Annotated in this window: 36 protein-coding genes and 1 tRNA gene; 26 read left to right on the forward strand and 11 right to left on the reverse strand. The window is 68.7% G+C overall.

Annotation, left to right across the window (positions count from 1 at the left end):
* The first annotated feature begins 49 nt into the window (after positions 1-49).
* Positions 50-1,501 carry a cation:dicarboxylate symporter family transporter gene (locus tag QE392_RS06795; protein WP_307449852.1) on the forward strand — a complete coding sequence of 484 codons (1,452 nt, stop codon included), beginning with the start codon at positions 50-52 and terminating at the stop codon, positions 1,499-1,501.
* Positions 1,498-2,328 (forward strand): HpcH/HpaI aldolase/citrate lyase family protein, encoded by an 831-nt coding sequence (locus QE392_RS06800; protein WP_307449855.1) that lies wholly within the window; start codon positions 1,498-1,500, stop codon positions 2,326-2,328. Before QE392_RS06795 ends, QE392_RS06800 begins: the two co-directional genes overlap by 4 nt.
* 81 nt (positions 2,329-2,409) lie before the next feature.
* Here QE392_RS06800 and QE392_RS06805 read toward each other — a convergent pair whose 3' ends face one another.
* The 5 genes from QE392_RS06805 to QE392_RS06825 all read right to left on the reverse strand — a co-directional run bounded on the left by QE392_RS06805 (position 2,410) and on the right by QE392_RS06825 (position 5,987).
* Positions 2,410-2,991, reverse strand: a complete 582-nt coding sequence (locus QE392_RS06805) for a DnaJ family domain-containing protein (RefSeq protein WP_307449860.1) — start codon at positions 2,989-2,991, stop codon at positions 2,410-2,412.
* The gene (locus QE392_RS06810) at positions 2,988-3,911 is read right to left on the reverse strand and encodes an oxygenase MpaB family protein (protein WP_307449864.1); all 924 of its coding nucleotides are present in this window, start codon (positions 3,909-3,911) and stop codon (positions 2,988-2,990) included. Before QE392_RS06810 ends, QE392_RS06805 begins: the two co-directional genes overlap by 4 nt.
* Before the next feature lie 81 nt (positions 3,912-3,992).
* Complete coding sequence (locus QE392_RS06815; RefSeq protein ID WP_307449868.1) at positions 3,993-4,523, reverse strand: hypothetical protein; 531 nt, start codon at positions 4,521-4,523, stop codon at positions 3,993-3,995.
* 1 nt (position 4,524) lies between these two features.
* Positions 4,525-4,935, reverse strand: coding sequence for a DUF4383 domain-containing protein (locus tag QE392_RS06820; RefSeq protein WP_307449871.1), 411 nt, complete (start codon positions 4,933-4,935; stop codon positions 4,525-4,527).
* Between the two features lie 239 nt (positions 4,936-5,174).
* The gene (locus QE392_RS06825; RefSeq protein WP_307449874.1) at positions 5,175-5,987 is read right to left on the reverse strand and encodes an enoyl-CoA hydratase/isomerase family protein; all 813 of its coding nucleotides are present in this window, start codon (positions 5,985-5,987) and stop codon (positions 5,175-5,177) included.
* Positions 5,988-6,145: 158 nt separating this feature from the next.
* Between QE392_RS06825 and QE392_RS06830 the strand changes: the two genes are divergently transcribed.
* Genes QE392_RS06830 through QE392_RS06840 form a run of 3 tightly spaced genes read left to right on the forward strand, consistent with a single transcriptional unit; the run spans position 6,146 to position 7,528 of the window.
* Positions 6,146-6,574 (forward strand): YdeI/OmpD-associated family protein, encoded by a 429-nt coding sequence (locus tag QE392_RS06830; RefSeq protein ID WP_307449877.1) that lies wholly within the window; start codon positions 6,146-6,148, stop codon positions 6,572-6,574.
* 44 nt (positions 6,575-6,618) lie between these two features.
* The gene (locus QE392_RS06835; protein ID WP_307449880.1) at positions 6,619-7,260 is read left to right on the forward strand and encodes an asparagine synthase; all 642 of its coding nucleotides are present in this window, start codon (positions 6,619-6,621) and stop codon (positions 7,258-7,260) included.
* Between the two features lie 55 nt (positions 7,261-7,315).
* Positions 7,316-7,528: a hypothetical protein gene (locus tag QE392_RS06840; protein WP_307449883.1), complete on the forward strand. Its 213-nt coding sequence runs from the start codon at positions 7,316-7,318 to the stop codon at positions 7,526-7,528.
* Positions 7,529-7,757: 229 nt separating this feature from the next.
* Here the strand turns inward: QE392_RS06840 and QE392_RS06845 are convergent, their stop codons facing one another.
* On the reverse strand, positions 7,758-8,024 hold the full coding sequence (locus QE392_RS06845; RefSeq protein ID WP_307449886.1) for a helix-turn-helix domain-containing protein: 267 nt from the start codon (positions 8,022-8,024) through the stop codon (positions 7,758-7,760).
* A gap of 128 nt (positions 8,025-8,152) precedes the next feature.
* On the opposite strand from QE392_RS06845, the gene QE392_RS06850 reads away from it, so the two are divergent.
* The 20 genes from QE392_RS06850 to QE392_RS06945 all read left to right on the forward strand — a co-directional run bounded on the left by QE392_RS06850 (position 8,153) and on the right by QE392_RS06945 (position 22,508).
* On the forward strand, positions 8,153-8,623 hold the full coding sequence (locus QE392_RS06850; protein ID WP_307449889.1) for a helix-turn-helix domain-containing protein: 471 nt from the start codon (positions 8,153-8,155) through the stop codon (positions 8,621-8,623).
* 124 nt (positions 8,624-8,747) lie between these two features.
* Positions 8,748-9,023, forward strand: a complete 276-nt coding sequence (locus QE392_RS06855; RefSeq protein WP_307449893.1) for a hypothetical protein — start codon at positions 8,748-8,750, stop codon at positions 9,021-9,023.
* A gap of 78 nt (positions 9,024-9,101) precedes the next feature.
* Complete coding sequence (locus QE392_RS06860) at positions 9,102-9,269, forward strand: hypothetical protein (protein WP_307449896.1); 168 nt, start codon at positions 9,102-9,104, stop codon at positions 9,267-9,269.
* On the forward strand, positions 9,266-9,607 hold the full coding sequence (locus tag QE392_RS06865; RefSeq protein WP_307449899.1) for a hypothetical protein: 342 nt from the start codon (positions 9,266-9,268) through the stop codon (positions 9,605-9,607). The genes QE392_RS06860 and QE392_RS06865 overlap by 4 nt, the downstream gene beginning before the upstream one ends.
* A complete protein-coding gene (locus tag QE392_RS06870) occupies positions 9,601-9,735 on the forward strand; it encodes a hypothetical protein (RefSeq protein WP_307449902.1) in 135 nt (44 codons plus the stop codon). The genes QE392_RS06865 and QE392_RS06870 overlap by 7 nt, the downstream gene beginning before the upstream one ends.
* A gap of 22 nt (positions 9,736-9,757) precedes the next feature.
* On the forward strand, positions 9,758-11,383 hold the full coding sequence (locus QE392_RS06875; RefSeq protein WP_307449904.1) for a hypothetical protein: 1,626 nt from the start codon (positions 9,758-9,760) through the stop codon (positions 11,381-11,383).
* A gap of 11 nt (positions 11,384-11,394) precedes the next feature.
* Positions 11,395-11,616: a hypothetical protein gene (locus QE392_RS06880; RefSeq protein WP_307449907.1), complete on the forward strand. Its 222-nt coding sequence runs from the start codon at positions 11,395-11,397 to the stop codon at positions 11,614-11,616.
* An 80-nt stretch (positions 11,617-11,696) separates the two neighbouring features.
* Positions 11,697-12,704, forward strand: a complete 1,008-nt coding sequence (locus QE392_RS06885; protein ID WP_307449910.1) for a hypothetical protein — start codon at positions 11,697-11,699, stop codon at positions 12,702-12,704.
* 2 nt (positions 12,705-12,706) lie between these two features.
* Positions 12,707-14,458, forward strand: coding sequence for a hypothetical protein (locus QE392_RS06890; protein ID WP_307449913.1), 1,752 nt, complete (start codon positions 12,707-12,709; stop codon positions 14,456-14,458).
* A 34-nt stretch (positions 14,459-14,492) separates the two neighbouring features.
* On the forward strand, positions 14,493-15,281 hold the full coding sequence (locus QE392_RS06895) for a hypothetical protein (RefSeq protein ID WP_307449917.1): 789 nt from the start codon (positions 14,493-14,495) through the stop codon (positions 15,279-15,281).
* A 2-nt stretch (positions 15,282-15,283) separates the two neighbouring features.
* The gene (locus tag QE392_RS06900; protein ID WP_307449921.1) at positions 15,284-15,700 is read left to right on the forward strand and encodes a hypothetical protein; all 417 of its coding nucleotides are present in this window, start codon (positions 15,284-15,286) and stop codon (positions 15,698-15,700) included.
* The gene (locus QE392_RS06905; RefSeq protein ID WP_307449924.1) at positions 15,690-16,121 is read left to right on the forward strand and encodes a hypothetical protein; all 432 of its coding nucleotides are present in this window, start codon (positions 15,690-15,692) and stop codon (positions 16,119-16,121) included. The genes QE392_RS06900 and QE392_RS06905 overlap by 11 nt, the downstream gene beginning before the upstream one ends.
* Entirely contained in the window at positions 16,121-16,519 is a 399-nt protein-coding gene (locus QE392_RS06910; RefSeq protein WP_307449928.1) for a hypothetical protein, read from the forward strand. The genes QE392_RS06905 and QE392_RS06910 overlap by 1 nt, the downstream gene beginning before the upstream one ends.
* A 3-nt stretch (positions 16,520-16,522) precedes the next feature.
* Positions 16,523-17,017 carry a hypothetical protein gene (locus QE392_RS06915; protein ID WP_307449931.1) on the forward strand — a complete coding sequence of 165 codons (495 nt, stop codon included), beginning with the start codon at positions 16,523-16,525 and terminating at the stop codon, positions 17,015-17,017.
* A gap of 1 nt (position 17,018) precedes the next feature.
* Complete coding sequence (locus tag QE392_RS06920; RefSeq protein WP_307449934.1) at positions 17,019-18,629, forward strand: hypothetical protein; 1,611 nt, start codon at positions 17,019-17,021, stop codon at positions 18,627-18,629.
* Positions 18,629-18,976 (forward strand): hypothetical protein, encoded by a 348-nt coding sequence (locus QE392_RS06925; protein ID WP_307449938.1) that lies wholly within the window; start codon positions 18,629-18,631, stop codon positions 18,974-18,976. Before QE392_RS06920 ends, QE392_RS06925 begins: the two co-directional genes overlap by 1 nt.
* On the forward strand, positions 18,973-20,667 hold the full coding sequence (locus tag QE392_RS06930; protein ID WP_307449941.1) for a hypothetical protein: 1,695 nt from the start codon (positions 18,973-18,975) through the stop codon (positions 20,665-20,667). Before QE392_RS06925 ends, QE392_RS06930 begins: the two co-directional genes overlap by 4 nt.
* Before the next feature lies 1 nt (position 20,668).
* Positions 20,669-21,418: a tail fiber domain-containing protein gene (locus tag QE392_RS06935; protein WP_307449945.1), complete on the forward strand. Its 750-nt coding sequence runs from the start codon at positions 20,669-20,671 to the stop codon at positions 21,416-21,418.
* Positions 21,418-22,113 (forward strand): hypothetical protein, encoded by a 696-nt coding sequence (locus QE392_RS06940; RefSeq protein ID WP_307449948.1) that lies wholly within the window; start codon positions 21,418-21,420, stop codon positions 22,111-22,113. Before QE392_RS06935 ends, QE392_RS06940 begins: the two co-directional genes overlap by 1 nt.
* A gap of 38 nt (positions 22,114-22,151) precedes the next feature.
* The gene (locus QE392_RS06945) at positions 22,152-22,508 is read left to right on the forward strand and encodes a hypothetical protein (RefSeq protein WP_307449952.1); all 357 of its coding nucleotides are present in this window, start codon (positions 22,152-22,154) and stop codon (positions 22,506-22,508) included.
* Positions 22,509-22,558: 50 nt separating this feature from the next.
* Here the strand turns inward: QE392_RS06945 and QE392_RS06950 are convergent, their stop codons facing one another.
* The 5 genes from QE392_RS06950 to QE392_RS06970 all read right to left on the reverse strand — a co-directional run bounded on the left by QE392_RS06950 (position 22,559) and on the right by QE392_RS06970 (position 24,921).
* Positions 22,559-22,756, reverse strand: a complete 198-nt coding sequence (locus QE392_RS06950; protein WP_307449955.1) for a hypothetical protein — start codon at positions 22,754-22,756, stop codon at positions 22,559-22,561.
* A complete protein-coding gene (locus QE392_RS06955) occupies positions 22,753-23,565 on the reverse strand; it encodes a tyrosine-type recombinase/integrase (protein WP_307449958.1) in 813 nt (270 codons plus the stop codon). The genes QE392_RS06950 and QE392_RS06955 overlap by 4 nt, the downstream gene beginning before the upstream one ends.
* Positions 23,566-23,707: 142 nt before the next feature.
* On the reverse strand, positions 23,708-24,043 hold the full coding sequence (locus QE392_RS06960; protein WP_307449960.1) for a hypothetical protein: 336 nt from the start codon (positions 24,041-24,043) through the stop codon (positions 23,708-23,710).
* 441 nt (positions 24,044-24,484) lie between these two features.
* A complete protein-coding gene (locus QE392_RS06965; protein ID WP_307449963.1) occupies positions 24,485-24,751 on the reverse strand; it encodes a hypothetical protein in 267 nt (88 codons plus the stop codon).
* Positions 24,752-24,848: 97 nt separating this feature from the next.
* Positions 24,849-24,921: transfer RNA gene (locus tag QE392_RS06970), tRNA-Arg, on the reverse strand.
* 146 nt (positions 24,922-25,067) lie between these two features.
* Here QE392_RS06970 and QE392_RS06975 point away from each other — a divergent pair.
* Positions 25,068-26,564, forward strand: a complete 1,497-nt coding sequence (locus QE392_RS06975) for an L-serine ammonia-lyase, iron-sulfur-dependent, subunit alpha (protein WP_307449965.1) — start codon at positions 25,068-25,070, stop codon at positions 26,562-26,564.
* Positions 26,565-26,566 lie beyond the last annotated feature (2 nt).

Consider the following 26,566-nt stretch of genomic DNA (forward strand, 5'->3'; position numbering starts at 1 on the left):
AGCTCCGCCGGAGATTAACAATGACGTTAGGAAGAGGGGATAGGCGCTGATGGCACTTTCACTCCGCACCACTCGCGACGGTCGGCCGCGTAAGAAGATCGACCGCAACCACTGGCTCTACATCTCGGTGATCATCGCCGTCGTCGGCGGCATCGTCGTGGGCCTCGTCGCCCCCGCGTTCGCGACGACGCTCGAGCCGATCGGCAAGGGCTTCGTCAGCCTCATCAAGATGATGATCGCCCCGGTCATCTTCTGCACGATCGTCGTCGGCATCGGCTCCATCGCCAAGGCCTCCACGGTCGGCAAGATCGGTGGCCTGGCGATGGTCTACTTCCTGGTCATGTCGTCGTTCGCCCTGATCATCGGCCTCATCGTCGGCAACATCATCCACCCCGGCGAGGGCCTGAACATCGCCGGTGCCACCTACGAGACGTCGTCCGAGCCCACCACCACGCAGGACTTCATCCTCGGCATCATCCCGACCACGTTCTTCTCGGCCTTCACCGGCGGCAGCATCCTCCAGGTGCTGTTCATCGCCCTGCTCGTCGGCTTCGCCCTGCAGCGCATGGGCGAGCGCGGCGCGCAGATGGTCGACGCCATCCGCAACTTCCAGGTGCTCGTCTTCCGCATCCTCGGCATGATCCTGTGGCTCGCCCCGATCGGTGCGTTCGGTGCGATCGCCGCCGTCGTCGGCAAGACCGGCTTCGCCGCCGTTATCAGCCTCGGCATCCTGATGGGTGCGTTCTACCTCACGTGCTTCGTCTTCATCGTCGGCGTCCTCGGAACGCTGCTGTACGCCGTGACCCGCGTCAACATCTTCACGCTTATGAAGTACCTGGGCCGCGAGTACCTGCTCATCGTCGGCACCTCCTCGTCCGAGGCCGCGCTTCCCCGCCTCATCGCGAAGATGGAGCACCTCGGTGTGTCCAAGCCCGTCGTCGGTATCACCGTCCCGACCGGCTACTCGTTTAACCTCGACGGCACGGCCATCTACCTGACCATGGCGTCGCTGTTCATCGCCTCCGCCATGGGTGCCCCGATGTCTATCCCGGAGCAGATCGGTCTCATGATCTTCATGATCATCGCCTCCAAGGGTGCGGCCGGTGTGACCGGTGCGGGTCTTGCGACCCTCGCCGGTGGTCTCTCGGCCTACCGTCCCGACCTGGTCAACGGCGTCGGCGTCATCGTCGGCATCGACCGGTTCATGTCCGAGGCCCGCGCCGTCACCAACTTCACCGGCAACGCCGTGGCCACCATGCTCATCGGCGCCTGGACCAAGGAGTACGACGGCCAGCGCGTTCGCGAGGTGCTCGCCGGCAACATCCCGTTCGACGAGAACCTGCTCACCGGTGACGACCACGGCTCGGTCAACACCGCGGCGGATGCCAAGGAGCTCGCTTCGGCGGAGGTCGGCACCGGCCCGGCCACCGTCGACACCGACACGCTCGACGCCTTCCGTGCCAAGGCGGAGGCGGAGGCGGCGGCCCGGAGCCGTTCGTGACCATCGCGCACACCCCGGCGGGGGCGGCTTCGGCCGCCCCCGCCCCCGCGCGTGTGGACCTGGCCCGCACGTGGATGCTCCGCTCGCCGCTGGTGGGCGGCCGGGAGACCGCGGCGGACGTGCTCGTGATCGACCTCGAAGACGGTCTCCCCGCCGCCCGCAAGGCCGAGGGACGCGAGCGGGCCCGCCGCGCCGCCGCCGAGGCTCCCGTGTGGCTGCGCATCAGCGCGGCGGGCACCCGCGACGGGGAGGCGGATCTCGCCCTGGGTCGAGAGCTCGAGGATCGTCTGGCGGGCGTCGTCCTGGCGATGTGCGCCGGACCCGACGACGTCTCGCACGTGTCGGCATCCCTCCCGGCCGGAACCCCGATCGTGGCGATGGTCGAGTCGGCCGCAGCGCTGCTCGCGGCCCCCGCGATCGCCGCTCATCCGGCCACCCGTCGCCTCGCCTTCGGGACCGGCGACTTCCGCCGTGACACCGGCATGTCCGCCGACCGCATCGCGCTGTCGTGGCCGCGTGCGCAGCTCGTGGTGGCTTCGGCCGCCGCCGGCATCGCCGGTCCCATCGACGGCCCGTGCGGTCCGATCGAGCAGGCGCGGGATGCCGCCCTGCACGCGGTCTCGATGGGCTTCACCGGCACGCTCGCCTTGCAGGATGCCGTGATCGCCGGCGCTCACGCGGGCTACACGCCGTCGCCCGCCGAGGTGGAAGCTGCGCGGTCGGTGCTGTCGGCGACTCCCGACGGTCCCGTGGACGGCTCCTACGCCCCGACCCTGGCCCGCGCGCGTGCGCTGGTCGAACGCGCCGAGGCGCTCGCGGCGCTCTGACGTTCCTCGGGTTCCGGCGGCTTCGACGGTCTCACCCACCTCGCCTGAAAGGTTGTTCCGCCCGTCGGGGGCCGGGGCCGCTCAGCGTCCTCGCCCGAACCAGCGCCGGCGCCGGACCGGCGCCTGCACCGACGCCGCCGCCTCGCGCGCCCGCCGTCGTTCGGCCCACGCCGCGACCTCGGCATCCACGTCCACCGTCGGCGTGACCACCGGGGGCCCTCCGAGAAGTTGCCGCCGTGCCTCGATGACCCGGCGGTTGAAGTCCTGCACCGCCTCGCGCACCTCGGGCTCGCGCGGGATGGCATCCAGCCGCTCCGCCAGTTCCGCATGCTCGACGCGGAGCGTGAGCGCCGGGGGCCCGAGGCCGGTGAGTTTCTCCGTCTCGATCTTGCGGCGGATCCACCAGTCGGGGTCGTGCGACGACCCGAGATCGGGGAGGGGTTTGCCGGCCCCGGGCAGGTCGTCGAACTCACCGCGGCGGATGGCCTGCTGGATGGCGGTCTCGACGAACGCCGCACGCTCGGCGGCGGTGGACCCGCGCTCGGGCGTCGACCGCGTGTCGCCCGCCGACCCGGCGACATCCGGTTCGGGTTCGAGTCCGGCCGCGCGCAGCTCGCGATCGAGCCGGTAGCGCTCCGCCGCCTGACGCGGATCCTCGGTCATGCCGCCTCCCGCTCCAACCTCCGCAGTCGCTCGCGCGCCATGTCCTGCGCGCGCGGTCCCGCGCCCAGCGCCCGTTCCGTGATGCGCAGGACGACGCGCGTCAGCGCGAGTACGGGGAGCGGCCACCGGTGCACGCCGAGCATCTTGCGGTATCGGCGGGGGATGGTCGCCACGGCCGCCGCGAACAGCACCCGATAGGCCAGGCCCATCGCGCCCGGGAACGGGGGTGTGCGGAGGAACCTCACCACGTCGTCGACGCGTTCGCCGCCGCGCAGCTCTCCGCGCTCGAAGAACCCGTCGATCTCGCCGCGGAGCGCCGCACGGGTCATAGGCGGGTCCACGACCCGCATCAGGCGCCCCGCCGTCGCCCAGTCGGCGACGTAGGCGTCGGGTCCGCCGGGGATGGGTTTGCCCGACGCCTCGTGTCCGGCGAGGAAGGCATCGGTGAAGGCGAGGTGCACCCACCGCACGAGGTCGACGGCTTCCGCCGTGTAGGCCCGCTCGGAGCCGTCACCGGCCCGGTACTCGCCCTTCACGCGTTGGTGGAAGCGCCCGACGCGCCGGGTCTCGGCATCCGCCTGCGCCTTCGATCCGTACGTCAGCGTGATGACCCAGCGCACGGTCCCGGTGAGGCGGCCGATGGGGTCTTCGCGATAGCGCGACCAGTCGTGCACGCCCGCGAGTGCTCCGGGGTGCAGCGCCTGCAGGAGGAGGGCCCGGATGCCGGCGACCAGCGTCCCCATGCCGGCGTGCACCGTCCACGCGGGACCGTTCTCGACGAAGTACCCGGTGTCGTCGCCGTCGGCGATGTCGCGCACGTACGGAGCCATTCCCGTCGGGTCGCCCGCGAGAGCGGTCAGGATCTTCCCGCGGAGCGACTGGATCCAGCCCGGGACAGCGGGGGAGGAAGCGTCTGTCACCATTCCAGCGTGCCACCGTCTGAGCGACCGGGCGCCGGAGGTATCTCACTCGTGGAGGTCCTCCGGCTGCACCGGCCCCGATCAGTGGCCCTCGTGCGTGATGACCGGTACCGTGCCGTCGTCGCGCAGCAGCACAGCGTTCTGGGTGGCTCCCAGCGCGGGCGTGACGACCACGGCGATCACGGCGGCCGCGACGAGCAGACCGACGACGCTCATGGGCTGCGCCGACCGATCGGCCGATCCCTCGTCGCGGACGCGTCGGAGATGACCGGCTGCGGTGGCGCCGACGACGACGAGGAGAACGGATGCCGCGGCGGCACCCAGGATGCTGGTGTGCGCCGGGTCGACGACGACGAGGGCCGCCGTGGCGACGAGGGTGGCCAGAGTTCCCGCCAGGGTCGCCCGCGGAGCGAGCAGGCGGCCCTTCGACAGCACCGCCCCGCCCCACGCGAGGAGGGCGAGTCCGAGGACCACCATCCCGGTTCCGAGGCCGATGGCGGTGGCCTCGGAACCGGGTCGGACGATCGCGCCCGCACCGAGGGCGGCGACGATGAGGCCGGCCCCCCATGCGGACACGGAGGGCCACGACCGCAGGAAGGTCGCGGCGGTCACATCACACCGCCGCGGTGCGCGGGATGTTGCGCTCGGTGCCGAGGCCGACACCGAGCAGCACGACGGCGCTGGCGAGGTGCAGGAAGTGGTCGGGCACGTTCAGCGCGAGGATGTTGGCCGGGGTCTCGACCAGGAAGAAGCCGACGATGCCGAGCAGAAGGTAGACCGCACCGACGGTGGTGTTGACGCCCTTGGCGGCACGGGCGTTCGCGAGACCGGCGACCAGCAGCGCGCCACCGATCAGAAGGTGCGCGATGTTGTGCAGCGGGTTGACCTCGAAGATGCCCAGCAGCAGACCGCCGTCGGTGGCGATGAACCCGACACCGCCGGTGACGGCGAAGCCGAGCAGTCCGACGAGCAGGTAGACAGCGCCGAAGACGGTGGCCACGAGGCGATTGGGTGATGAGCTCATGATGAACCTCCCAGTGTGTTGGCAGCGACCGTCCGGCCGCCTTGCCACATCTTCGGAGGGATGCCCGCGTTCGGATTGGCCTTTGCCCCGACGCCGGTCATCCGGTAGAACCCGGAAACGACAGAAGGCCCCCGAGTACTCTCCGAGGCCCTCCGCAACACTCTCAAATGTACGAGTCGGGCCCGCGCCTTCGGAAGGGATTGCGCTTCACTCGGCATTCACCTACCCGGGCGGGTGAGTCAGGCGGCCACGCCGCGCTCCGCCCGCCGCCGCGCGGCGGCCGCGCTGCGCTGAGCCCTGACGGCGTGCTCACGGATGAGACGGGCCGCCTCGGGCGACGCGGCGGCGACGCTGATCGCCCGGGCCTCCGCCTCGAGGTGGCGTCGGAATTCGCCGGGGTCCGCCCCGCGGAACAGGGCGCGAGAGGCGGACATGTGCCCCTGGGGGCGCGCGGCGAGCTTCGCCGCCATCGCCCGGACGGCGTCGGGCAGCTCGGCCGAGGGCACGACCGCGTGTGCCAGACCGATGTCGCGGGCTGACGCGGCATCCACTCGCAGACCGACCGCGCTCATGGCGCGGGCGCGGGAGGCTCCGATGACCCGGGGTAGCAGATACGACGCTCCGCTGTCGGGGCTCAGGCCGATGGCCTCGTAGGCGGTGAGGAAGAGGGCGCGGTCGGAGGCGAGGACGACGTCGGCGCAGAGCGCCAGGCCCAGCCCGCCGCCCGCGGCGACACCGTCGACGGCCGCGATGATGACGGCGTCCAGTTCGGCGAGGTCGGCGAGCGCTCCGTGGAACGTCGTCGCCAGCTCGAGCACGAAGCCGCTCAGGTCGTCGGCCGCGGCCATCTCGCCGACGTCACCGCCGGCGCTGAAGCTGCCCCCCGCCCCCTGGACGACCACCACGCGTACATCGGCACGCGCGATGGTTCCGACCGCTGCGCCCAGCGAGCGGGCGAGGTCGAGGCTGATGGCATTGGCGGCGTCGGGGCGGTTCAGGGTCACCCGGGCGATGCCGTCGGAGATCTCGAGTCGTACGGGTCCGGTCGTCATCATCGCCTTCGTCGTCGGTGCGGTTCCCGCGGGGCGATCCACGCCGCCCGCTTCGCCGCTCCTCCCTCTTCGGAGCCTGCCCCGGAGGGGATTGCCCGGCTGCTCCGCCGTGATCCCCGCCGAGGTGCCCCAGCGCCCGCTCTGCCACACTGTGCGGCATGGAGTTCCACACGAGTCTCTCTCAGACGGGCAACAGCACCGGAATCGAGGTGCCGCCCGAGGTCGTCGAGGAGCTCGGAGGCGGCAAGCGCGCCGCCGTCGTGGTCGACGTCAACGGTTACGTCTACCGCAGCACGATCGGGGTGATGGGCGGTCGTTTCCTCATCCCCTTCTCCTCCGACAAGCGCGCCGCCACGGGCCTGGCCGGAGGTGACGCCATCGTCGTCGGCCTCACGCTCGACACGGCGCCGCGCACCGTCGAGGTGCCCGCCGATCTCGCTGCGGCTCTCGAGGAGGCGGGTGCCCGCGCTGCCTTCGAGGCGCTGTCGCCGAGCGCCCGGAAGGCGCATGTCACCGGTGTCGAATCCGCCAAGGCCGCCGACACGCGCGCGCGACGCATCGCCGCGGTGGTCTCCGCCCTCAGCTGACGGTCGTGTCCCCCGCGGACGATAGCCTGGAGCGGGAGGTCGCGTTGGGGCGTACGAATGATGCCATCGCCGAGGGACTGTCGATCGCGACGGCCGCGGCTCGCCTCGCTGTGCGCAACCGCATCCTCGTCGAGACGATTGCCCGCGGGGGGCAGTTCGACGGCGACGTCTTCGCCGACTTCGCGCGAGAGACCCTGACGGCGCTGGCCGACGAGCAGGACCAGGCCGCCGCGCGGGTCACCCACCAGCGCAAGCGGGCGTGGGGTCGATTCTCGGACTCGTCCGGCACCCACGACTACCGCGATCGCGACACCCGCAACCTCCGTCGCCGTGCCAAGCAGTCGCGCGGGGTGGCCAAGGAGCTGCGCGCGTTCGCCGCCGATCCGGAGCGGCTGGCCGAGCTCGTCACCGACGCGCGGATGGCCGCCTGGGGCGACGTCGAGGCCAACCTCAGCAAGCGTCTCGACGTCGAGGGCATGACCGCGGATGCCGATCCCGAGTACGCCCAGATGCGCAAGGCGCGCATGGACGCCCTGCGGATGGTCGACCTGGCACGGCTCGCCTCGCAGGCGAAACGCCGGGCGAAGGAGCGGTCAGCGGCCGCGGAGCTCGGAGCGGACTCGCCCGACCCGCCGGCGGACGGCGACGGCAAGGCCGCGAAGAAGAAGAAGTCGACCGCGCGCTGACCCGCCGTCACGTGCGGGGCGCGGTACTCTCGGCCGCGAGCGGAAGGTGGATGCCATGGCGGAGCGACGATTCGGACGGAAGGCGCGGGTGCCGCGTCACGGCTATGCCGTGGTGTCGGTGAGCGCGCGCGACGCGAACGGTTTCGTTCATCACTACGACGACATCGAGGCGCCGCTCGGCTCGCTCCGCGAGGCGCTCGCGATCCTGCACCTGCAGTCGTCGGAGATGGATGCCGTCCACCGCGGCGAGGCGTCCGCCTCGGGCTGAGGGGCCCGGGCGAAGTGGTCGCCTGATCGATTTCGGCGTCGCGGTCGCCTGGTCGGCGTCGGCGTCGGCGTCGCGGTCGCCTGATCGGCGTCGGCGTCGCGGTCGCCAGATCGGCTTCGGCGTCGCGGTCGCCTGATTTGCTTCGGCGTCGCGGTCGCCCGGTCCGTCCTGCCCAGGGACGGAAAAAGCCCCGGCCGGAGTTTCCTCACGGCCGGGGCTTGTCACTGTCTCAACACAGTGTGCGCCCGAAGGGACTCGAACCCCTAACCTTCTGATCCGTAGTCTCCGCGAACCAGTCGAGCGGCTGACCGGTCGCGCGAGCGAGTGCGAACAGCTTCGAGGCGGTCGGCTCCGTCTCGCCGTTCTCCCACAGGCTAAGGGTGGCGCGAGCGACGCCGATCGTGGCGGCTAGCTCACTCTGCTTCAGGTTGGCTGCGATCCGGGCCACGCGGAACCGCTGACCCAGCGTCAGGGTGGTGTCGTTCAGCATCGTCATGCCCGTGAGTGTATCGGCTCAGAGGTTAAGAATCACGACACGCCGCAATCAATCCAATGCCGCGTGTCGCGCGCGCAAGGTCATAACTTCGAACTCGTGCAAGGAATCAAGACATCCGGTCGTGCTCGATGAGCCTCGAAGCGTACATCTGGTGCGCCGCGCTCAAGCTCGACGTGTGCAACGGTACGCCTTTCCGAGTCCTCCTCTGCCTCGCTGACCGCGCCGACTCACTCGGCTACGGGGCCTACCCGCACGTCTCGACCATGGCCGAACAGCTCGGATGTTCAGACCGAACCGTCCAGCGTGCCATTCGCGACCTGACCGCGGCGGGCCTCATCCGCGAGGGCGATCAGCGCTACGTGCAACACCTCGACTCCCGCTATCGGCCCACCGTTTACGACGTGCTCACGACGGCGCTCGTCACCCTCGAATCCAGGGGTGACAACCGTGTCACCCCTAACCGATCCAGGGGTGACAAGAAACGGCATCCAGGGGTGACATCTGCTGTCGCACTAAGAACCGTCCAAGAACCTACTTACCAAGACTCTTCTAGGGAACTCACCTTGGTAACCGCGCAAGAGGTCGAGGAAGACCAATGAGCGCACACGTTCACACCTTCGACCCGATCAGCGGATGGTGCAGCGGCTGCACGGTACGCGACGACGGACGCCACGTCTGGCACGGAAACGACGTGACACGACCCACCACCGAGGAGCCCGAATCATGACATCGCCCGTCGCAACCATCGCCGCCCTTCGCGCGCTGAACGACCTGATCGAGACCGGCCGGATGCTTGAGCCGTTCGCTTGCCGCGTGGACCCGTCCACCGCTGACAACCTCACCGGAACTCTCACCCGCCTCGACGGCGTACGCACTCGCCTGGTCGAGGACGGCAACGAGTACCTCGATGAGGCGTGGGCGTTCGTGGGCGGCGGTCGACGCATCATCGCCCTGTACGGCGCGCACCTCGCGGGGGTGATCGAAGATGCTCGCTCCTGACACCATCCCACTGTTCCCGGGCCTCATCGTCGGCGTCGCGCTGTCCATCATCGTCGTGGCCAAGGGCTGGTGGCGAGCATGACCGGCCCCGTCCGCGTCTCGCCGAGCGATCGAACGTGGGAACTCATCCGCTCCTTCACCAGCCCCGGCCGCTACCTCGTCGCCGTCGTCCGAGACACCAGCAACGGACACATTCGCAACATCGCGATGGAGACCTTCGAGACATGGCCGGAGGTGCAGGCATGAGCGGCAAGCACACCGACCCGCTGTACCTCGCCAACGCCCGCCTCGTGCGCGCACAGGTCCGGCATGACTGGCGCTTCGGCAACGAGGTCCGATGCTGGCGCGGCGGCGACGTGCTCGAACCCGGCCAGCCCTTCGACGTGGGTCACATCAACCCGGACGAGCCACCGACCCGCGACAACCTCGCGCCCGAGTGCCGCCGACACAACCGAAGCGAGGGCGGGCGTCGCGGCGCGGCAATCACCAACGCTCGGCGCTCCGATCGCCAGCCTCGACCGGGCCGCGAGCCCCGCCGCGACCTCCGATCCACCTCGACCAAGACGGGACTCGCCCCATGGTGACCGTGATCATCGTCCGCCTCTGCTTCGCGGTGGACCTCGAAGGCACCGCCGTCGAGGTCGCCGACCGCCTTTTTTGTGTCGACGTAGCAACCCCCGCCTACGGCTCCAACTCGCATTCCTCCCCCTGACCTGAAAGGCCCGACCCGCACCATGACGACCCTGATCACCGGGGCTCCCCCCCTGCTCACCGACCTGTGGTCAGAGGCCAATTGGCTCGATTGGCGATCCCGCCTCGACGGACACCACGCCATCAGCGCACCGCAGCTCGTGACCACCGCGCAAGCCCGCGGCGAGTTCATCGAGGGTGCACGCCTACTCCGCCTCGACCACCGCGAGCGGGCCGGGGACGGCGGCATGGGGCCGTCCCCGATGCAGCTCATGGTGGCCGACCTTCTCGCGGCCGGCGCTTTCATGAACGCGATTGACGAGTCCCGCCGATCGACGAAGACCACCGCCGTGCAGGCCGTCATGCTCGGCCGGTGCTACCACCGCGAGGACTATCAGGTGGGCTGGACCATGTTCACCACGGGGGCGAAGGCGGGGGAGCGGTTCCGCAAAGACATCGTGGCGCACCTCCGTCGCGTCTACCCCGACGAGCGCACCAGCCCCATCAAGATCAACGTCGGCAAGGGCACCGAGCACCTGGAGTTCCGCGATACCGGGAGCTTCCTCAACGTCTACACCCCCAACGGTGAGGGTTTCCGATCCGGCGGCTTCGACATGGCGTTCGGTGACGAGGCCGCGGAGGCCGACCTCGATCAGGGTTCCGATGTCGAGCGCGCCGTCATCCCGACCATGGACACGAAGGTCGGTGCACAGTTCGTGCTCGCCGGGACCGGTGCGAAGTGGCGAACCGGAAACCTTCTCTGGCGCGCACTGCACAACCCCGACGCCAACGTGCTCTGGCACGGCATCCCCGAGACCACCGACCGCGAACAGCTCGCATCCTGGGAACCCGACGTGCCGCACCCGCTGACCGGGGCGACCGGTGGCCGCATGCGCGAATGGATCGAACTCACGCACCCCGGCGTCGGCTACACCACGCCCGTGAACGCCGTGAAACGCTCTTTCGACACGGTGAGCCTCGACGACTTCCTGATCGAGTACGGCGGACAATTCGGCTTCGAGGGTGCCGCCGACGCCATGATCCCGCCCGCCCTGTGGAAGCCCACCAGCGAGCCGTTCCCCGCCGAGCTGCCCGCCCGGTGCTCCGTCGCGTTGAAGGTGCACCACCTCGGGCACGCCGCGTCGCTCGCGATCGCGTGGAACTACGAGGAGCCAACCGACCTCGTGGGCGAAGCGTTCGAGCTGGACGGCGTGCGCGAGCGGCCGCAGCGTCGGGCGATCGCCCTTTGGCACTGGCAGCAAGGCACGCACGGTCTCGCGCGCGAGGTCATCGAGCGGCTTCGCAAGCGCTCGGGCCTGGTGCTCGGGTACGACAAGCGCGGCTATACCGAAGACATCGTGGAGAAGGAAATCTCACTCGCGCAGCCCTCGCCCATCCTCCGCGCCAGCATCACGAACGACATCCCCCGCTCCGCCGTCGCCCTCATGAAGGGCCTCGAAAACGGATCGGTGGTCATCTTCGGTCACGATCAGCTCAACGCCGCAGCGTCCCGCGCCACTCGTCAGGCGTTCGGCAACTACGGCACATGGCGATTCGGAGCACCCAAGGACGATCCCGACTTCGACGTGACACCCCTGGAGGCCGCAGCTCTCGCCCTCCACTGGCTCGAAGACACCATCCCGATCGCATCCCCTGACGACTCGTTCTGAGGAGAACCACCATGGCAAACCCCAGCCCCATTCAGCTCGACTGCTCACCGGTCGGCATCGTCGTCGCGTGCGAGGAACACCCCTGGTGGCGTGCGTTCCGATTCCACAAGGAGGATGCGTGGAACAGCGCATGCGCCCACGAGGAGCGCGAACACGGCGACGACCGCCGCCAACGACACGCGCGTGACGTTCGCCGCGCACGCGCCAAGGAGGCGTTAGTGAGATGTGACTAAACGTCCGCATGGTTTGAAACGTGGGAATCTTCGGGCGGAACATCGAAAAGACGTATGGGTCACGGGCGGCACTGCCGCTCGTGACCCCGTTCTCTCCGCAGGACAACCTGGTCGAGGTCATCGCCAACGACCTCTACCCCGAGCACGAGACTCCCAAGACCGTCACGCGTGACACGGCGCTTCGCATCCCCGCGGTGAAGCGAGCGCACGATATCCACTGCTCCGTCCTCGCCCGCACCCCGTGGCGGCAGTACGCCGGTGACGCTGAGGTCACCACCCAGCCCGGTTGGCTGGTCAACTCGCGCACCGCGAGCGGCCCGCGACAGCTTCGGTGGGGTGTCGCCTCCGACCTGTTCATCGGCGGGTGGGCCGCGGTCGGCTTTGCCATGGACGGTCCCGGCAAGCCCGCGGACGCCCTGCACATTCCGCTCGGCATGTGGGCCGTGAACGAGGACGGCACCGTCACCGCCGACGAGGACAAGGTGCCCGCGCGGTACCGCGATCTTGTCGTCGCGATCCCGCTCGGCTACGGCTCCAACGGCATGCTCACCGACGCCCGCGAATCGCTCATCGCCGCGCGCAGCATCGAGGCCGCCTACCGCGACCGGGTGGACAACCCGATCCCCGCCACCGACATTGAGCTGTCCAAGGAGTACTGGGCCGCGTGGGGGCCAGAGGAGCGCGAGACCTTCCGCAAGAAGTACATCGCCAACCGCAAGGCCGAGAACGGCGCGGTCTCGCTCCGCCCCGAGTACGCCAAGCCGAACTACTCCGGCGCGATCCAGACCGACCTGTTCGAGTCGGCCCGCAACGGTGTGCGCCTCGACATTGCCAACCACGCGGGCATCCCGGCATCGCTCCTGGAGGGCTCGCGCCAGGGCGGCGGGACCGACATCAAGTACTCCGGCGTCAACAACGGTGCCGACCGGAACGAGCTGTGGGACTTCGGCCTGGACAAGTACGCCTCCGCGATCGAGGACCGCCTCTCGCTGGATGACGTGTGCCCCTCGGGCGAGTCCATCCGCGTGGACGCCTCCCGCTACCTCACCGCCCCCATGCCCACCACACCCCAGACAAGCGAGGACTGACCATGGAACCCGTCATCATCGACGCGGGCACGCTCGAATTCTCCGACGCAGACATGACCGCCACCGGCCTCCTCATCCCGTTCGGGGTGCAGTGCCGGTCCAACCTCGGCATGTTCACCTTCGGCCCCGGGGACGTCGAGATTCCCACCGACGTCACGGGCATGTCGCTCAACATCGAGCACCGTCGCGAGCACGTCGCGGGCGGCATCACGAAGGTGTGGGAGCAGCCGGAAGGCGTGTTCGCCGCGTTCAAGTACGCCGACACCCCGCGCGGTCGCGAGGCGTACCAGGCGGGCAAGGACGGGACCCGCAAGCACCTCTCCGCCGAAGTCGCGAACGTCCGCATCCGCGGCGGCAAGGCCCTGCCCGGTGGTGTCCTGTTCGCCGGAGCGCAGGTCGAACGGCCGGCGTTCGAGGGTGCCACCCTCCTCGCCGCCGAAGACACCCCGGCCTCCTCCGAATGGGAGGACCCCAACGCCTCGCGCGAAAGCCGCTACGTCACGTCGTTCACCGACGCTGACGGCGTGAAGTGGAAGCGCGAGGAGACCACCACCACGACCACCCAGACTACCAGGGTTTCCGACGCCGACGAGGACGAAGAGACCGAGACCGACCCCGAAGACAAGGAGACGACGTTGACCGCCGCCGAAACCCCCACGCTCATCCCGATCCCGGCGACGCTGCTCGCCTCCGCGCCCCGCGGAACCAAGACCGCCATGGCCCCCGACGAGATTGACCTCGGCGTCATCTTCGCGTCCATCCATGCGCTGAAGACCAACGACCCGTACGCCGCGGGCGACGCGCTGACCTTCCTCGGCGCGCTGGCCGACATCAAGGTCGAGGCCGCGGGCGGCCTCACCACGCCCGGTTCCGGCATCCTCCAGCCCGCGTGGGTCGGCAAGCTCTGGCAGGGCCGTCGCTACCAGCGCAAGTTCATCGACCTCGGCACGCACACCTACGGCGGCATCCAGCTCGGCGGACGCTCCGGCTACGTCATGAACACGGACGGCGAGCTCGTCGGTGAGTGGGCGGGTAACAAGACCGAGCTCCCGTCCAAGGGCGCGACCACCGGCAAGCGCAACGGATCGCTCCGCCGCTACGGCTGGGCTGCCGACATCGCTCGGGAGTGGTTCGATCTGGAGGGCGGTGCCGATGTCATCGCTGAGCTGATCAAGCTCGTCATCGACAGCTACGCCCGCGTCACCGACCGCGCCGCGCTGAGCGACCTGTTCAAGATCGCCTCCGCTGGCGACGGTGCCGCGCTCTCTCGCCGCATCGCCCCGAAGGCTCTGCCCGCGAACACCCCCGCCAACGCGCAGTACTACCCCGCCGTGGTGCAGCTCATCCAGGCGATCGAGGCCGTCACCGACGCCGACGACACGCCGAGCTTCGCGATCGTCAACCCGACCTCCTGGGACCAGCTCATCTACACCCCGAAGGACCTCCTCCCGGAGTTCATCGAGCTGTCGGTGGGCGTCGGCACCGGCGAGGCCAGTGTCACCGCGGGCGGCCAGACCAAGGTCGTCGTCAAGAAGGCTCCCCAGGCCTACTTCCCCGGCACCAAGGCCACCGACCCGCAGACCATCGCGGGAGCCAAGGGCGGCATCGAGTTCAAGGAGCTGGGCGAGACCCCCATTCAGCTCGATGCGCTCGACATCGCCCGCGGCGGTGTGGACAAGGCCACGGTCGGCTACCTCGAGACCTTCGGCGTCCGCCCCGAGTCCTTCGCATTCGTCGGCACCCCCGCCGCGTAAGCCCCACCCCCCACAGAGAAGAGGTGAACGCGCCATGACCATCCTCGGCATCGACCTGGAGAAGAGCAACGCGCGTGAACGCCTCGTGCTCGTGCCCGTCGCCGCCTCATCCGGGGGCGACGGGCCGGGCGTCCCTGGCGACAAGGGCCCGACCGGCGACAAGGGTCCCACGGGTGACAAGGGTCCGACCGGCGATCCCGGCGCGAAGGGCGCGACGGGCGACCAGGGGCCCGTGGGCGACAAGGGGCCCGTGGGCGACAAGGGGCCCATGGGCGACAAGGGGCCCGTGGGCGATCAGGGCGCGAAGGGCGCGACGGGCGACAAGGGTCCGACCGGTGACGCTGGCGCGAAGGGCGCGACGGGCGACAAGGGTCCGACTGGTGACGCTGGCGCGAAGGGCGCGACGGGCGACAAGGGGCCCGTGGGCGACCAGGGGCCCGTGGGCGACAAAGGGCCCACCGGTGACAAGGGCCCCACCGGGGATGCCGGTACAGGCGGCGGCGCTGCCTACACCGATGTCGCCGTCGTCATGGACGACGGATCGAGCTTCACCGCGCGCAAGTTTGCGGGTAGCAACCTCGTGGTCTGGTTCGGCCAGATCACCAACAACTCCGGAGCCTCCGTTGCTGGTGGAACGCGGCTCGGCGTCATCCCAGAAGGGGTGCGTCCTCGCTACGGCATGCGCATGAACCTCGTGAACATCAACGACTCCGTGATCACCGGGCGCATCGTCCCGAGCACGTTCGTCTTCAACTTCACCGGCTCATGGTCGGCGGGCTCCACCATCCACATGGCCGGCGTCTGCTACATCGCGGAAGGCTAAGCGTGAGCATCATCCAACCTGAAGACGGGGGATACGTCCTCGTCCCCATCGCTGACCCTCCCGGCCTGTCGTCCTGGTACACCACCGACACCCCGGACGCCCGCACGCGCGTGCGCGCCGCGTGGAAGGACGCGCCGATCGAGAACCTCGACGTTCTCGCGCAGCTCCTCGACACCGCCCGCGAACAGGTGCTCGACTACGCCCCTGCGCCGCGTATCGACCCGCTCACCGGTTTCCCGATCTACCCCGCCCGGTACGCGCTCGCCCAGCTCATGCAGGCCCGCAACCTCTTCAACGCCGGTCGCGTCACCAGCGACGGCGATTTCGGAGACGGCTCCTACTCGTTCACCCCGCGGCCCATGGACAAGACCATCCGCGGCATCATCCGCCCCGAGGACGGCAAGCCCGATGTTCTCTGACCTCCCCACCCTCCGCACCACCCTCCGCAAGCAGCTCGCCCCGCTCCTGCCGGAGGAGTGGAAGATCATCGACCACCTCTCCACCAGCACCGAGCAACTCGTCACGTGCGTCTACTTCGAGTTCACCGAGGTCGCCAACGAAATGGGCGGGCGAACCCTCGTCGCCGGTCACATCGCCGCCAACTTCGATGTCGTCGTCGTCGTCCCGGAGACAGCCGCGCCCGCCGCTGAGGACGCCGCGGATCAGGTGGCGCTGGAGATGGTCCACGCTCTGGAGCGCAGCGAAGACCTGTTCTGGGGACCGACCGCTCAGAAGCTCCGCCTCCCGAGTGGGGAGCTGGGCTGGCGCATCCCTGTCTCCCTGCTCGTGTCCACCACCCCCGAACCTTTGCCCACCACCGAAACCACAGAGGAGCCGTAATGGCCGTCGTCGTCAACAAGACCTTCCTTCAGCAGTGCAGCCTCGACATCGGCGCTGACACGTACACGTCCGCATTCCGCGACCCCGCGATCGTCCCCACCACCGTCGAGGTGTCGGTCGTGGATGCCGCGGGCAACAGCGTCCCGTTCACCGGCACCACCACGTACGTCTTCACCGCGAGCATGTATCAGGACTGGACCGCCACCGGCCTCGCCAAGGCGTGGGCCGCGAACGAGGGCGCGCAGGCCACCATCAAGTACAAGCTCCCCGGCGTCCAGGGCGTCTTCACCATCACCGTGGTGCTCAAGCCCGTGCAGATCGGTGGACCCACCAACGCCGTGGCCGAATCGCCGATCAGCCTGCCCGTCGTCGGCAAGCCCGTCTGGGCCGCGGCGTAACCCGTGGTCGGGTCCATCAGCCTGCTGGTGGACTCTCCCCTCCGCGATCTGGCGTTCGCGATGCGGGAGGTCCCCGCAGACGTACGCAAGCACATCGCGAGCGAGACGCGCAAGCACGCGCTCCCGATCTGGAACCAGGAGCTGCGCGAGCGCGCGGCCACCCGCTTCCAGCAGCGGGCATTGGTGTCCAGCGCCCGAGTCGGAGTGACGGCACGCAATGTGTTCCTTCGCTCCGGCTCGGTCGGCAAGCTCTCCTCCGGCACGCCCGTCGTGTGGGTATCGACCGTGGCGGAGTGGGGATTCCCGCAAGGCAAGAAGGTCGATGTCACTAACCGCAAGGGGAAGACCTTCCAGCGGTCCATGGGGGCCGCTGTGCCCGCTCGCCGTCGCGGTGGGTGGGTAGTGCATCCCGCGGCGCAAGATGCGATCCCGCGTTTCGCGTCTCTGTGGATTCAGACCGCGCGCCGTTCGCTGCACGAGGCAGAGGAGAAAGCCTGACATGGCACGTGTACATGAGATTGCAGTCGCGTCCGAAACGGGCGCGTTCGAGAAGGGCATCAAGAGCGGCGTCGTCAAGCCGCTTGAGGACGCCGAGAAGGCGCTCAAGGGCCTCGGGGACACCAACGTCGGCAAAGACATCGACCGCGACCTCGACGGCGCGCAGCGCGCCACGAAACGACTCAAGGACGAGACCAAGGACGCCGCCGCCGACATCGAACGCGCGTTCCGCGACAGCTACCGCAAGATCAAGAACGAGTCCGAGGAGACCACCTCCAAGGTCAAATCCGGACTGAGCGAAGCGAAGGAGGAGGCCGCGTCATCCGGCCGAGAGGCCGCGGCATCCTTCGGTGGCGGGTTCGAGGACGCCGCCGACTTTGTGCAAGAGACCCTGGCCAACGCCCTCTCAGGCTTCGGCCCCATCGGTGCAGCAGCGGGTATCGCCCTCGCCGCCGTCCTCGGAACGGCCCTCGCGCAGGCGCAGGCTGCCCAAGAGAAGCTGAACGAGGCGCGCGAGGCCGCCGCCGACCTCGCCTCCGAGATGTACGAGAACGGCGGCGAGCTGCCGCTACAGAGCCACGTCGAGAAGCTATTCCAGACCCTCTCCCAAGAGACGAAGGCCAACGGCACCCTCCAGTCGATGATCGACCAGTGGGCCGACTTCGGGTCCGTCCTGGACGACACGGAGGCCAGCGCGAAGGCTGTCGGCCAGCCGCTCGCCAAGGCAATCGACGCCCTCGCCGGGAACGACCTCGACGCCACCCGCAGGATGCTCGATGCCGTCAACGGCGAGCTGGATCGTATGTCGGACTGGACCCCGGTGTGGGACGAGCAGTATCAATCACTCACCGGGTACCGCACTGAGCTTGAGCAGGTTATCAAGACGCAGGAGCAGGCCGAGCGCATCCAGGCGGCCGTGGGCGACTCCGCGATCGCCGCCGCACAGAAACAGGAGGAGGCCGCCGAACAGCGCGCGACGGCAGAGGAGGAGGCCCGCGACCGCATCCAGGCCGCCACCGATTCCGTTCTGCAATCGCAGCTCGGCGCGTACGACTCGATGCGTGCCGCTGCCGTGGATAAAGCCACCGCCGACGGCGCCGCGTTCGACACCGACCGGTGGCTGACCTACGTCGAGGAGACTCGCGCCGCGGCCGACTCCTACCGCGACAACATCGCCACCATGCAGCTCTCGCCGGCTGAGTGGGAAAACCTGCTATCGCTGCCGGAAGGCGCGCGCGCCTCGATCGCCGCCTCCTACGCCGCCGCCGGTGACGACGGCAAGGCGCGCATCCGCGCTGCACTGGGCGACGGCGGGGCCGGAGAGGCGGGGTCTGAGGCAACAGTGTCGTTCGAGGACGCCTTCAACCCGGAGGCCGACGTGGAGGTCACCACGAAGGTGGACACGTCGGTGTCCGAGGCGAAGATTGCCACCTTGACCAAGGAGCGTCAGATGACGATCCGGGTCAAGCTCGACACCTCCGAAGTGGACAACTGGACCCCGCCGCGCAAGACCGGCACCGTCACCACGACCGTCGATAAGTCCGCCTGGAGCGACTGGCGTGTGCCGTCCAAGACAGGCGAGGTCATCGTGCAGCGGCGGGAGGTCGGCTAATGCCCGCGCAGCTCATCAGCGGCTCGACCAAGATCATGCCGACCACCCTCTCCGAGTACTCGTCAGATCAGGACGGGGGCACCATCATGCACCCCATCTTGGGGCGCGCCGCGGCTGACGTGACGCTCCGTCCCGCGTCCCTCCGCACCGGGTCTTTCGTGCTCGACTTCCGCACCGAGGCCGCGAGCGAAAGCGCGCGCGCCGCGCTCGCGACCGCGGTGGTGTGGACCCTCTCGCACACCGAGCAGACCACCTTGAACATGCGGTGCATCGTCCGCGGCGTCACCCGCGAGGTCGCGGGCAACGGTCGCTGGCCCGTGTCGGTGCGATTCGAGGAGGTCGCGTGAGCGTCTCCACGCACGTCTACAGCGCCGTCCTGCTCGGCTCCACCAACCGAGCGCTGTCGATCCGCGGCGGGACGGTCTCCCTGGATGACAAGCGTGCCCCGCACGTCGAGGCCACCTTGCTCCTCGCGATGCCGGTCGATGCGACCCTCACCGCGCTCGACCCTCGCATGTCGCCTCCGCCGCGCGTGCAGATCAGCGTGAACGCGACGCTTGAGTCCGGAACGCAGTCCCGGACGTTCAACCTCACGCTCCGCGATCGCGACGTGGACCACGCCGCGGGCACCGTCTCGCTGTCGCTGGCATCCGATGAGGCACTGCTGATCGACTACGCCACCGCGGCCGACGACACCACCCCGCTCACGATGCAGAACAGCCTGCGCAGCATCCTCAACTACGTGCTCGGCAAGGCGATCCCCGGCGCGTCCTTCCCGGCATTCTCGGACGTCGCGGTGCCCGCCCTGGTCGATTCCGAGAACCTGATTCGAAACCCGCGCTACGTCGGCAACTGGGATTGGCAGACCGAGCAAACGACCGGCAACCTCACCATCTCGCAGTACAGCTCGGGAGGGCCCTCATACGCCCCCGGCTACGCCTTCATCCAGGCGGTGGGTGCTGTCACGGGCGGCAACCACTACATCACCGAGACGCAGACCTCAGCCTCCGGCGAGACGAACTACGTCCTGTCTGTGGACACCCGCTCCGCCGCGGGCATCCCCTTGCGTATCGACGCCGTGATCTACGACGACGCGGGCAACATCATCGGATTCGCGCCGGGCGTGGACGTGGCCGGCACCGGGCAGTGGCAACGCCGCTCGATCTCGTTCCGCACCCCGTCCACCACGGCACGGCTCCGACCTCGCGTGATCGCCGTAGGCACGCTCGCGGACACGAAAGGCTTCGATGTCACCGCGTGGCGACTGTCCCGCGACACCGGCAACCCCTACGACACCGGCTACTTCGACGGCGCAACCGCCGACACCGCGACGTACGCCTACTCCTGGGGCTCGCAGTCGGATGCCTCCGCGAGCCGTCGCGTCGCGCTCCAGGACGCAGCAACTCCCGACGCCCTCACGTGGAAAGCGGGGCAACCGGCGCTGGACTTCCTCCTCCCGCTCGCGCAGCGGTTCGGACGACGCATCGTCTGCAACGAACAGCGCCAGTGGTCCGTCCGCGCCGAGGGCTACGTTGCTCCCGGCAGTATGACCATCCGCCATGCCGTCAACCTCATCGACGGAACCGACAAGATCAGCCGGTCCGACGACTCCTGGTACGACGCCGCCGTGACCCGCTACATCTGGCGCGACCCGCAAGGCCAAGAGCGCACCGCCGACGACATCTACGCACCAGCCGGGTACTCGCGTGTCCGTCTCTTCGAGAAACGCACCCCGTACCCCGGGCCCGGATTCTCGCAGTACATGGTGCGCCGCGCTCAAGGCCGTGGGCGCGAGGTCTCCGCCGTCGCCGTCGCTGACTGGCGCGCGCAAGCCGAGCAGGACACCACGATCATCCTGAACGGCGCACCCACTCAGACCGGGCAAGCCTCGCGCGTCGAGTACGACCTCGACACCGACCGCATGACCATCACCACCCGCACCATCGACACCCCCGCGTCGGCCTGGATCATCCTGCCGACCACCCAACGCTGGATCGACTCCCCGACCGGGGCGTCCTGGACCGGAGAGGCAATCTGACATGGCAACCGGAGACGACGCGATCGCGGCAGGCATGGACGTGGTGCCCGGCACCGCCGACCGCCGCAGCGGCTACCTCGAAATCAACAAGACCCGCGACTACGTCGCGCAAGAGCGCACCGCGCGCACCACCGCCCTCAACAACAAGTACGACAAGCCAGGCGACGGAGCAGGGCTCGCACGACGCGAACCCGGATCGGCGCACGAGATCGGTTTCTACACCGTCCAGGACAGCTCCCTGTACTTCCGACCCGATCCCACCACCGCAGTCTTCGATCGACAGGTCACCACCTCGAAAGAACTGCTGCCCGTCGCGCAGGGCAAGCTCACCTCCGACGTGTACAACCGGCAGATCGGCGGCAACCGGCGCGCGGTCGTCGTCCAGGATGACGGCCAACTCGGCTATGCCGCATCTTCCGAGCGATACAAGAAGTTCGTCCACCGCGAAGACGTGACCGACGAGCAGATCATGATGCTCACCCTGGTGTCGTACCAGTGGAAAGCAGCCGTCGCCGTCGATGACCGTCGCGAGATGGGACTCATCGCAGAACGCCTGGTCGAAGCTGGCCTCGGGTGGGCGTGCTTCTACGGCGAGAACGGCGTCGAAGGCATCAACTACGACATGATCGGCGTCGCCCTCCTGCCCGCCGTGCAACGGCTGATCGCCCGCGTCGCACGTCTGGAAGACGACCTCGAACTTGCCCACGACGGCCTGGACGCGCGCCTCCGCGCGCTGGAAGAGAGCAACTAATGGGCGGCGCACCGACCATCGTCTGGCTCCGCCCCGGCGTCGGATACACCGCACCCGCGGCGGCATCCATGCGCCGCCTCGAACGCGCGCTCGGCCGCGAGCACGACTGCAACTCGTCCTACCGCGACTACGACGAGCAGATGCGCATGTACAACGCATGGCAACGGTACGTCAACAGCGGCTACAACCCCCGCTACAAACCGAACCACTCCCGCGCCATACACCCCGACACGTCCGAGCACTGTGCAGGCATCGCGGACGACTCCGACGACTGGACCACCCCCGGCTACATCGACCTCGCCGCAGAGCACGGCTGGATCCGCACCGCCGCCTGGGACCCCACCGAACAACACCACTTCACCTACCAGTGGTGGAAAGACCAACACCGCAACGACCCCGAGCCCACCACCGTCGAGCCCGCCACCGTCGAGCCCGCTGAAGAACCGCCTATCAAGAAACGGAAACTCACCATGCACGAAGCGCTCATCGTCCACGAGCCCACCAACGCGCTCCTCATCGTCAACGTGCGCGAGCGCACGCTCATCAGCCTCGGCAAGGACCCGAACTCCATGCTCCGCGCCTGGTACGCCGAGAACCACCCCTGGAAGTTCATGGGCGGCGAGGAGTGGGACCGCACCTTCGGCAAGGGCTCGGGCTACTCGTACGTCGGCCACGGAACCCCCGCCCCGGAATGACCACCACACGCCGCGCACTCCGCGCACGAAAGGACACCATGACCGACCAGCAGCACCCCGCCGACCGCCCCGCCGTCTCCAGCACCGTCGTGCTGATCATCGTCGGAGCGCTCCTCCTCGTCGGCCTCGGAGGCGCGATCCTCATCCACATCATCCGGCCGGACGCCTCCGCCACCTACACCGCCCAGGCGCTCCAGTTCCTCGGCTTCATGGTGACCGTGCTCACCATCGTCTACGGCGTGAACAAGGTCTCGGCCCAGGTCGGCACCGTCCAGAAGCAGACCAACGGCACCCTCACCGCGCTGCAGGAGAAGATCGCCCAGAAGGACAACATCATCCAGGAGCAGGCCGACCGCCTGGTGAGCCTCGCAGAGAAGGTGCCACCCAAGGCGTGATCGCAAAGAGGGTGTCAGGTTTTCCCTGACACCCTCTCGCTCGGATGTGGCTAGTCCTCGTAGAGGCAGTCTCCGTACTCCGTGTAGTCGCTGGAGGAGGCGAGGCACCGTTCGCGCTTCTCCTCCTCGGCCGCAGCGTGATTCGCCCCGATCGCAAGTTGGATCACGATCCACACGACTATAAGAAGCAGGATGCCTCCGAGCACCTCCCACATCAGTCGGCGTTTGCGGGCATCGGACATCGTCATTGCGCCAACTCCTCCATCGCCGCGCGCATCCGGTCGCGGTCGTACTGAATGTATCGCCGCGTCGTCGTCGGCGACGAATGTCCCAGAGCTTCCTGCACCATAAGCAGGTCCGAGCGCAGGGCGTAGAGCTTGGTCGCAAATCGGTGGCGCAGCGCGTGCATCGTCCACCCCTCGGGCAGCAGCTCGGCCAGCAGCTTGCCGACATAGCGGGGGGAGAGGTGCCCGTGATCATTCCCGGGGAACAGGTACCCCGGCTCCCACTCCGCGAGCTCGCGCCCCAGGGACTTCGGGAGTGGCACCATGCGCTGGCGCTGGCCCTTGCCGTGCACGAGGAGCGTGTGCCCCACCAGGTCCTCCGACACGTCGCGGGTATGCACGACAGCAACTTCACCGCGTCGCATCCCAACCTCCGCGGCGAGGCGGAGCATGACCCGTTCGCGGTGGCCGGCGCGCATCAGCGCCTCGTGATACACCCGGTCCGGCGCTGGCCTGGCAACACCCTGGATCACCTTCACCTTCGGCAGCTCCGCCGCGATGTTGGTCGAGGCGTGCCCGGCGTAGACCGCCCACGCCCAGAACTGTACGAACGTCGTGCGCCTGTTCCGTCGCGTCTCGATTGCCCACGTCTGCTCGGCCATGTACTCCCGCAGCGTGACCGGGGAGATGTCCCACGGGCTGGACTCCCGTACGCGCTTCGCCATGTGCTGCATGTGCTGACGACGTGCCTCACACGTCGTCTTCGGCTTCCCGCCCGCGCGTTGTTCGCGTAGGAACGCTTCGATAGCGTTCTCCCACTCAGTGCTCAGCACCGTGCCCCCTGTACTTCTCTGTGTCTGACATGGCGAGTCAGAGAATTAGAACATGTGTTCGAACGGGTGAGGCCACGAACGGGCGTCACGGTCCGGTAACGCTCCCGGCGTCAGCCCTCGTGCTCCCGTTCGTTCGATCCGGTCACCCTGCCACCACCGCCCGCGCGGCCTCAGATGCGTAGTGCCAGGTAACGCCGTACTCACCGTGGAATGTGAACGCGATCTCGCCGCTGTGATCTGGCTTGCCTTCGCCGTCGTAGCATTCCTCCCACGCCCAGGCGTCATCGAACCATCCCTCGATGCTGAGGCAGTAGCCCTGATCGACCTTCTCGCACTCCTCGTCGCCGTAGTGCATGTCGTGATCCTCGTTGCACCACAGGCGACAGCGAGCGCCGACCGGCGCATCGCAGGCGAATGTACCAGCGTGGGCGGTGGATTCGTCGTCGCCGACCTCGCGAATCGTGATGCTGTGCGTCATCGTTCTTCTCCCTCGTGGGTACGGTTCGTGTGGACCGCGAGCGTGTGCTCGCGGTGCTTGGTCTGGCTGTCCGGCCATGATTCGGAAGCTCCCAGGTCCTGCCCGCAGGCGCATTTCGCTCGGAGGCCGTCGCGAGTGCGGTAGATGATGAGGGCGTATTTCACGTCGCGCTCCCGTTCGGTTGGTTCTGACTCGGGCCGTTTCCGGGATGGACCCATGAGGCGCATGCCGGGTTTGGTGCGTTCTCGCCCACGTCGCACGTCGGGCACGCATCACCGTTCGCGTGGTCCGTGAGCGAGCGCTTCACGCCCGCGGAGAGGGCATCCGCCGTCGCCTGTAGCTGAATGGCTTTCTCGGGTGTGGTGACCGTCGCCAAGACGTCGAGGGCGGCAGTGATGAGCGCCCATGACTCTGTGCTGAGGGTCACGCTCGCGTAGACCGTCATGCGCTGGCCTTCTCGCCGTATCGCTCCTGAGCGCTCTGACGGCTAATCCCGAGCGCAGCGCCGATGTGCGCCCACGACCGGCGCTTCTGCTGTCCGCGCACGCCGACGCGGATCGCATCTTCGAGGGCGGCGCGAAGGGCGACCAGCTCATAAAGCTCGAACTCGTCGGCATCGGCTACACGCTCACCGGCGCGACGAATGAGCCTCGAAACCATCGCGAGGTATTCCGTCGTCTCGCGCTCGACGCGCCTCCGACGAGTCACCGTGCCACCTCGCACGGGAACGAGAAAAGGGTGTCAGGGAAACCCTGACACCCCATGATGCTCTCGAAGAGAGCGTCGACTGTCTCAACACAGTACGTGCGCCCGAAGGGACTCGAACCCCTAACCTTCTGATCCGTAGTCAGATGCTCTATCCATTGAGCTACGGGCGCAGGGCCTCCGCGCGAAACGGCGCGCAGGCCGTGGTCCAGCATAGTCGGGACCATCGGAGACGTCTAATCGGCCCCGAACGGCGCGCATCCCGGGCGTGGCGCGCGGGTGTCTGTCCGGTGTCGGAAGGGCGACGTACGCTGGCCGGATGAGCGCATACACCTCCGCGTTCGAGCTGTTCTCCATCGGGATCGGACCCTCGAGCTCCCACACCGTCGGCCCCATGAAGGCCGCAGCCGAGTTCGCCGCGAGGCTGCGGGGCGACGACGTCCTCGGCCGGGTGGCATCCGTCTCCTGCGTCCTCTACGGCTCGCTCGGCGCGACCGGCATCGGGCACGGCACGCCCGACGCGGTCGTCGCGGGGTTGCAGGGTCTCGACCCCGAGACGGTCGATCCGGATGCCGTGCGCCGGGCGTGGATGGACTGGCCCGAGGGGCGGCCGCTCCTGCTCGCCGGCACCCACGGCATCCCGTTCGAGAAGGCCGACATCGCGCTCGAGCCCCGCACCCGGCTGCCCGGTCATCCCAACGCCATGACGATCGTCGCGAGGGGCGACGACGGGGCGCTGATCGCCGAAGAGACCTTCTACTCGATCGGCGGAGGCTTCATCCGCCGGGAGGGCGAGGCCGCCCGCGTGGCCGCTGCGCCGATGCCCCTCGCGTTCGACGACGCCGCCACCCTCATCGAGCTGTGCGATGAGCGCGGCATCACGATCGCCGAGGCGGCGCGCCTCAACGAAGCGGCGCTGCGGTCCGACGAGGAGATCGCCGCGGGCCTCGACCGCATCTGGGACGCCATGGCGGCCTGCGTCGAGGCGGGCCTGCGCAACGACGGCGTGCTTCCCGGCATCCTGAAGGTGAAGCGCCGGGCCGCCGTCATCCGAGCACAACTGGATGCCATCGTGGCCGAGGGCCATCGCGAACTCCCGGGGGAGTGGCTCGGGGCCTTCGCCCTCGCGGTGAACGAAGAGAACGCGGCGGGTGGGCGCGTGGTCACGGCCCCCACGAATGGGGCCGCGGGCATCCTTCCGGCCGTCGCCATGTACTGGTGGCGCTTCCTCGCCGACTCCGGCCTCGGGGTCGGCAATGCGGTGACGCCGCATGGCGAGCTGGTCGGCAGCGCGCTGCTCGGCTACGACGGGCACGCGGTGACGCGCACCGAGGTGGCGGACTGGGACGACGACGACGTCGCCGAAGCGAACCGCCGACGCGGCATCCGCCGGTTCCTCCTGACGGCGACGGCGCTGGGCTCGCTGTTCAAAGCGAACGCGTCCATCTCCGGGGCTGAGGGCGGGTGCCAGGCCGAGGTGGGATCAGCCTGTGCGATGGCGGCAGGCGGGCTCACCGCGGTCATGGGCGGAACGAATCGGCAGATCGAGAACGCCGCCGAGATCGCGATGGAGCATCACCTGGGGCTCACGTGCGATCCCGTGGGGGGTCTCGTGCAGATCCCCTGCATCGAGCGCAACGCGATCGCCGCCTCGACCGCGGTGACCGCCGCACGACTCGCGCTGCGCGGCGACGGGTCGCATTACGTGTCGTTGGACGCGGTGGTCGAGACGATGCGTCAGACCGGCATCGACATGTCGACGAAGTACAAGGAGACGAGCGAAGGAGGGCTCGCCGTCAACGTCATCGAGTGCTGACG

Origin of the sequence: Microbacterium proteolyticum (assembly GCF_030818075.1) — a bacterium.
Lineage (GTDB): Bacteria > Actinomycetota > Actinomycetes > Actinomycetales > Microbacteriaceae > Microbacterium > Microbacterium proteolyticum_A.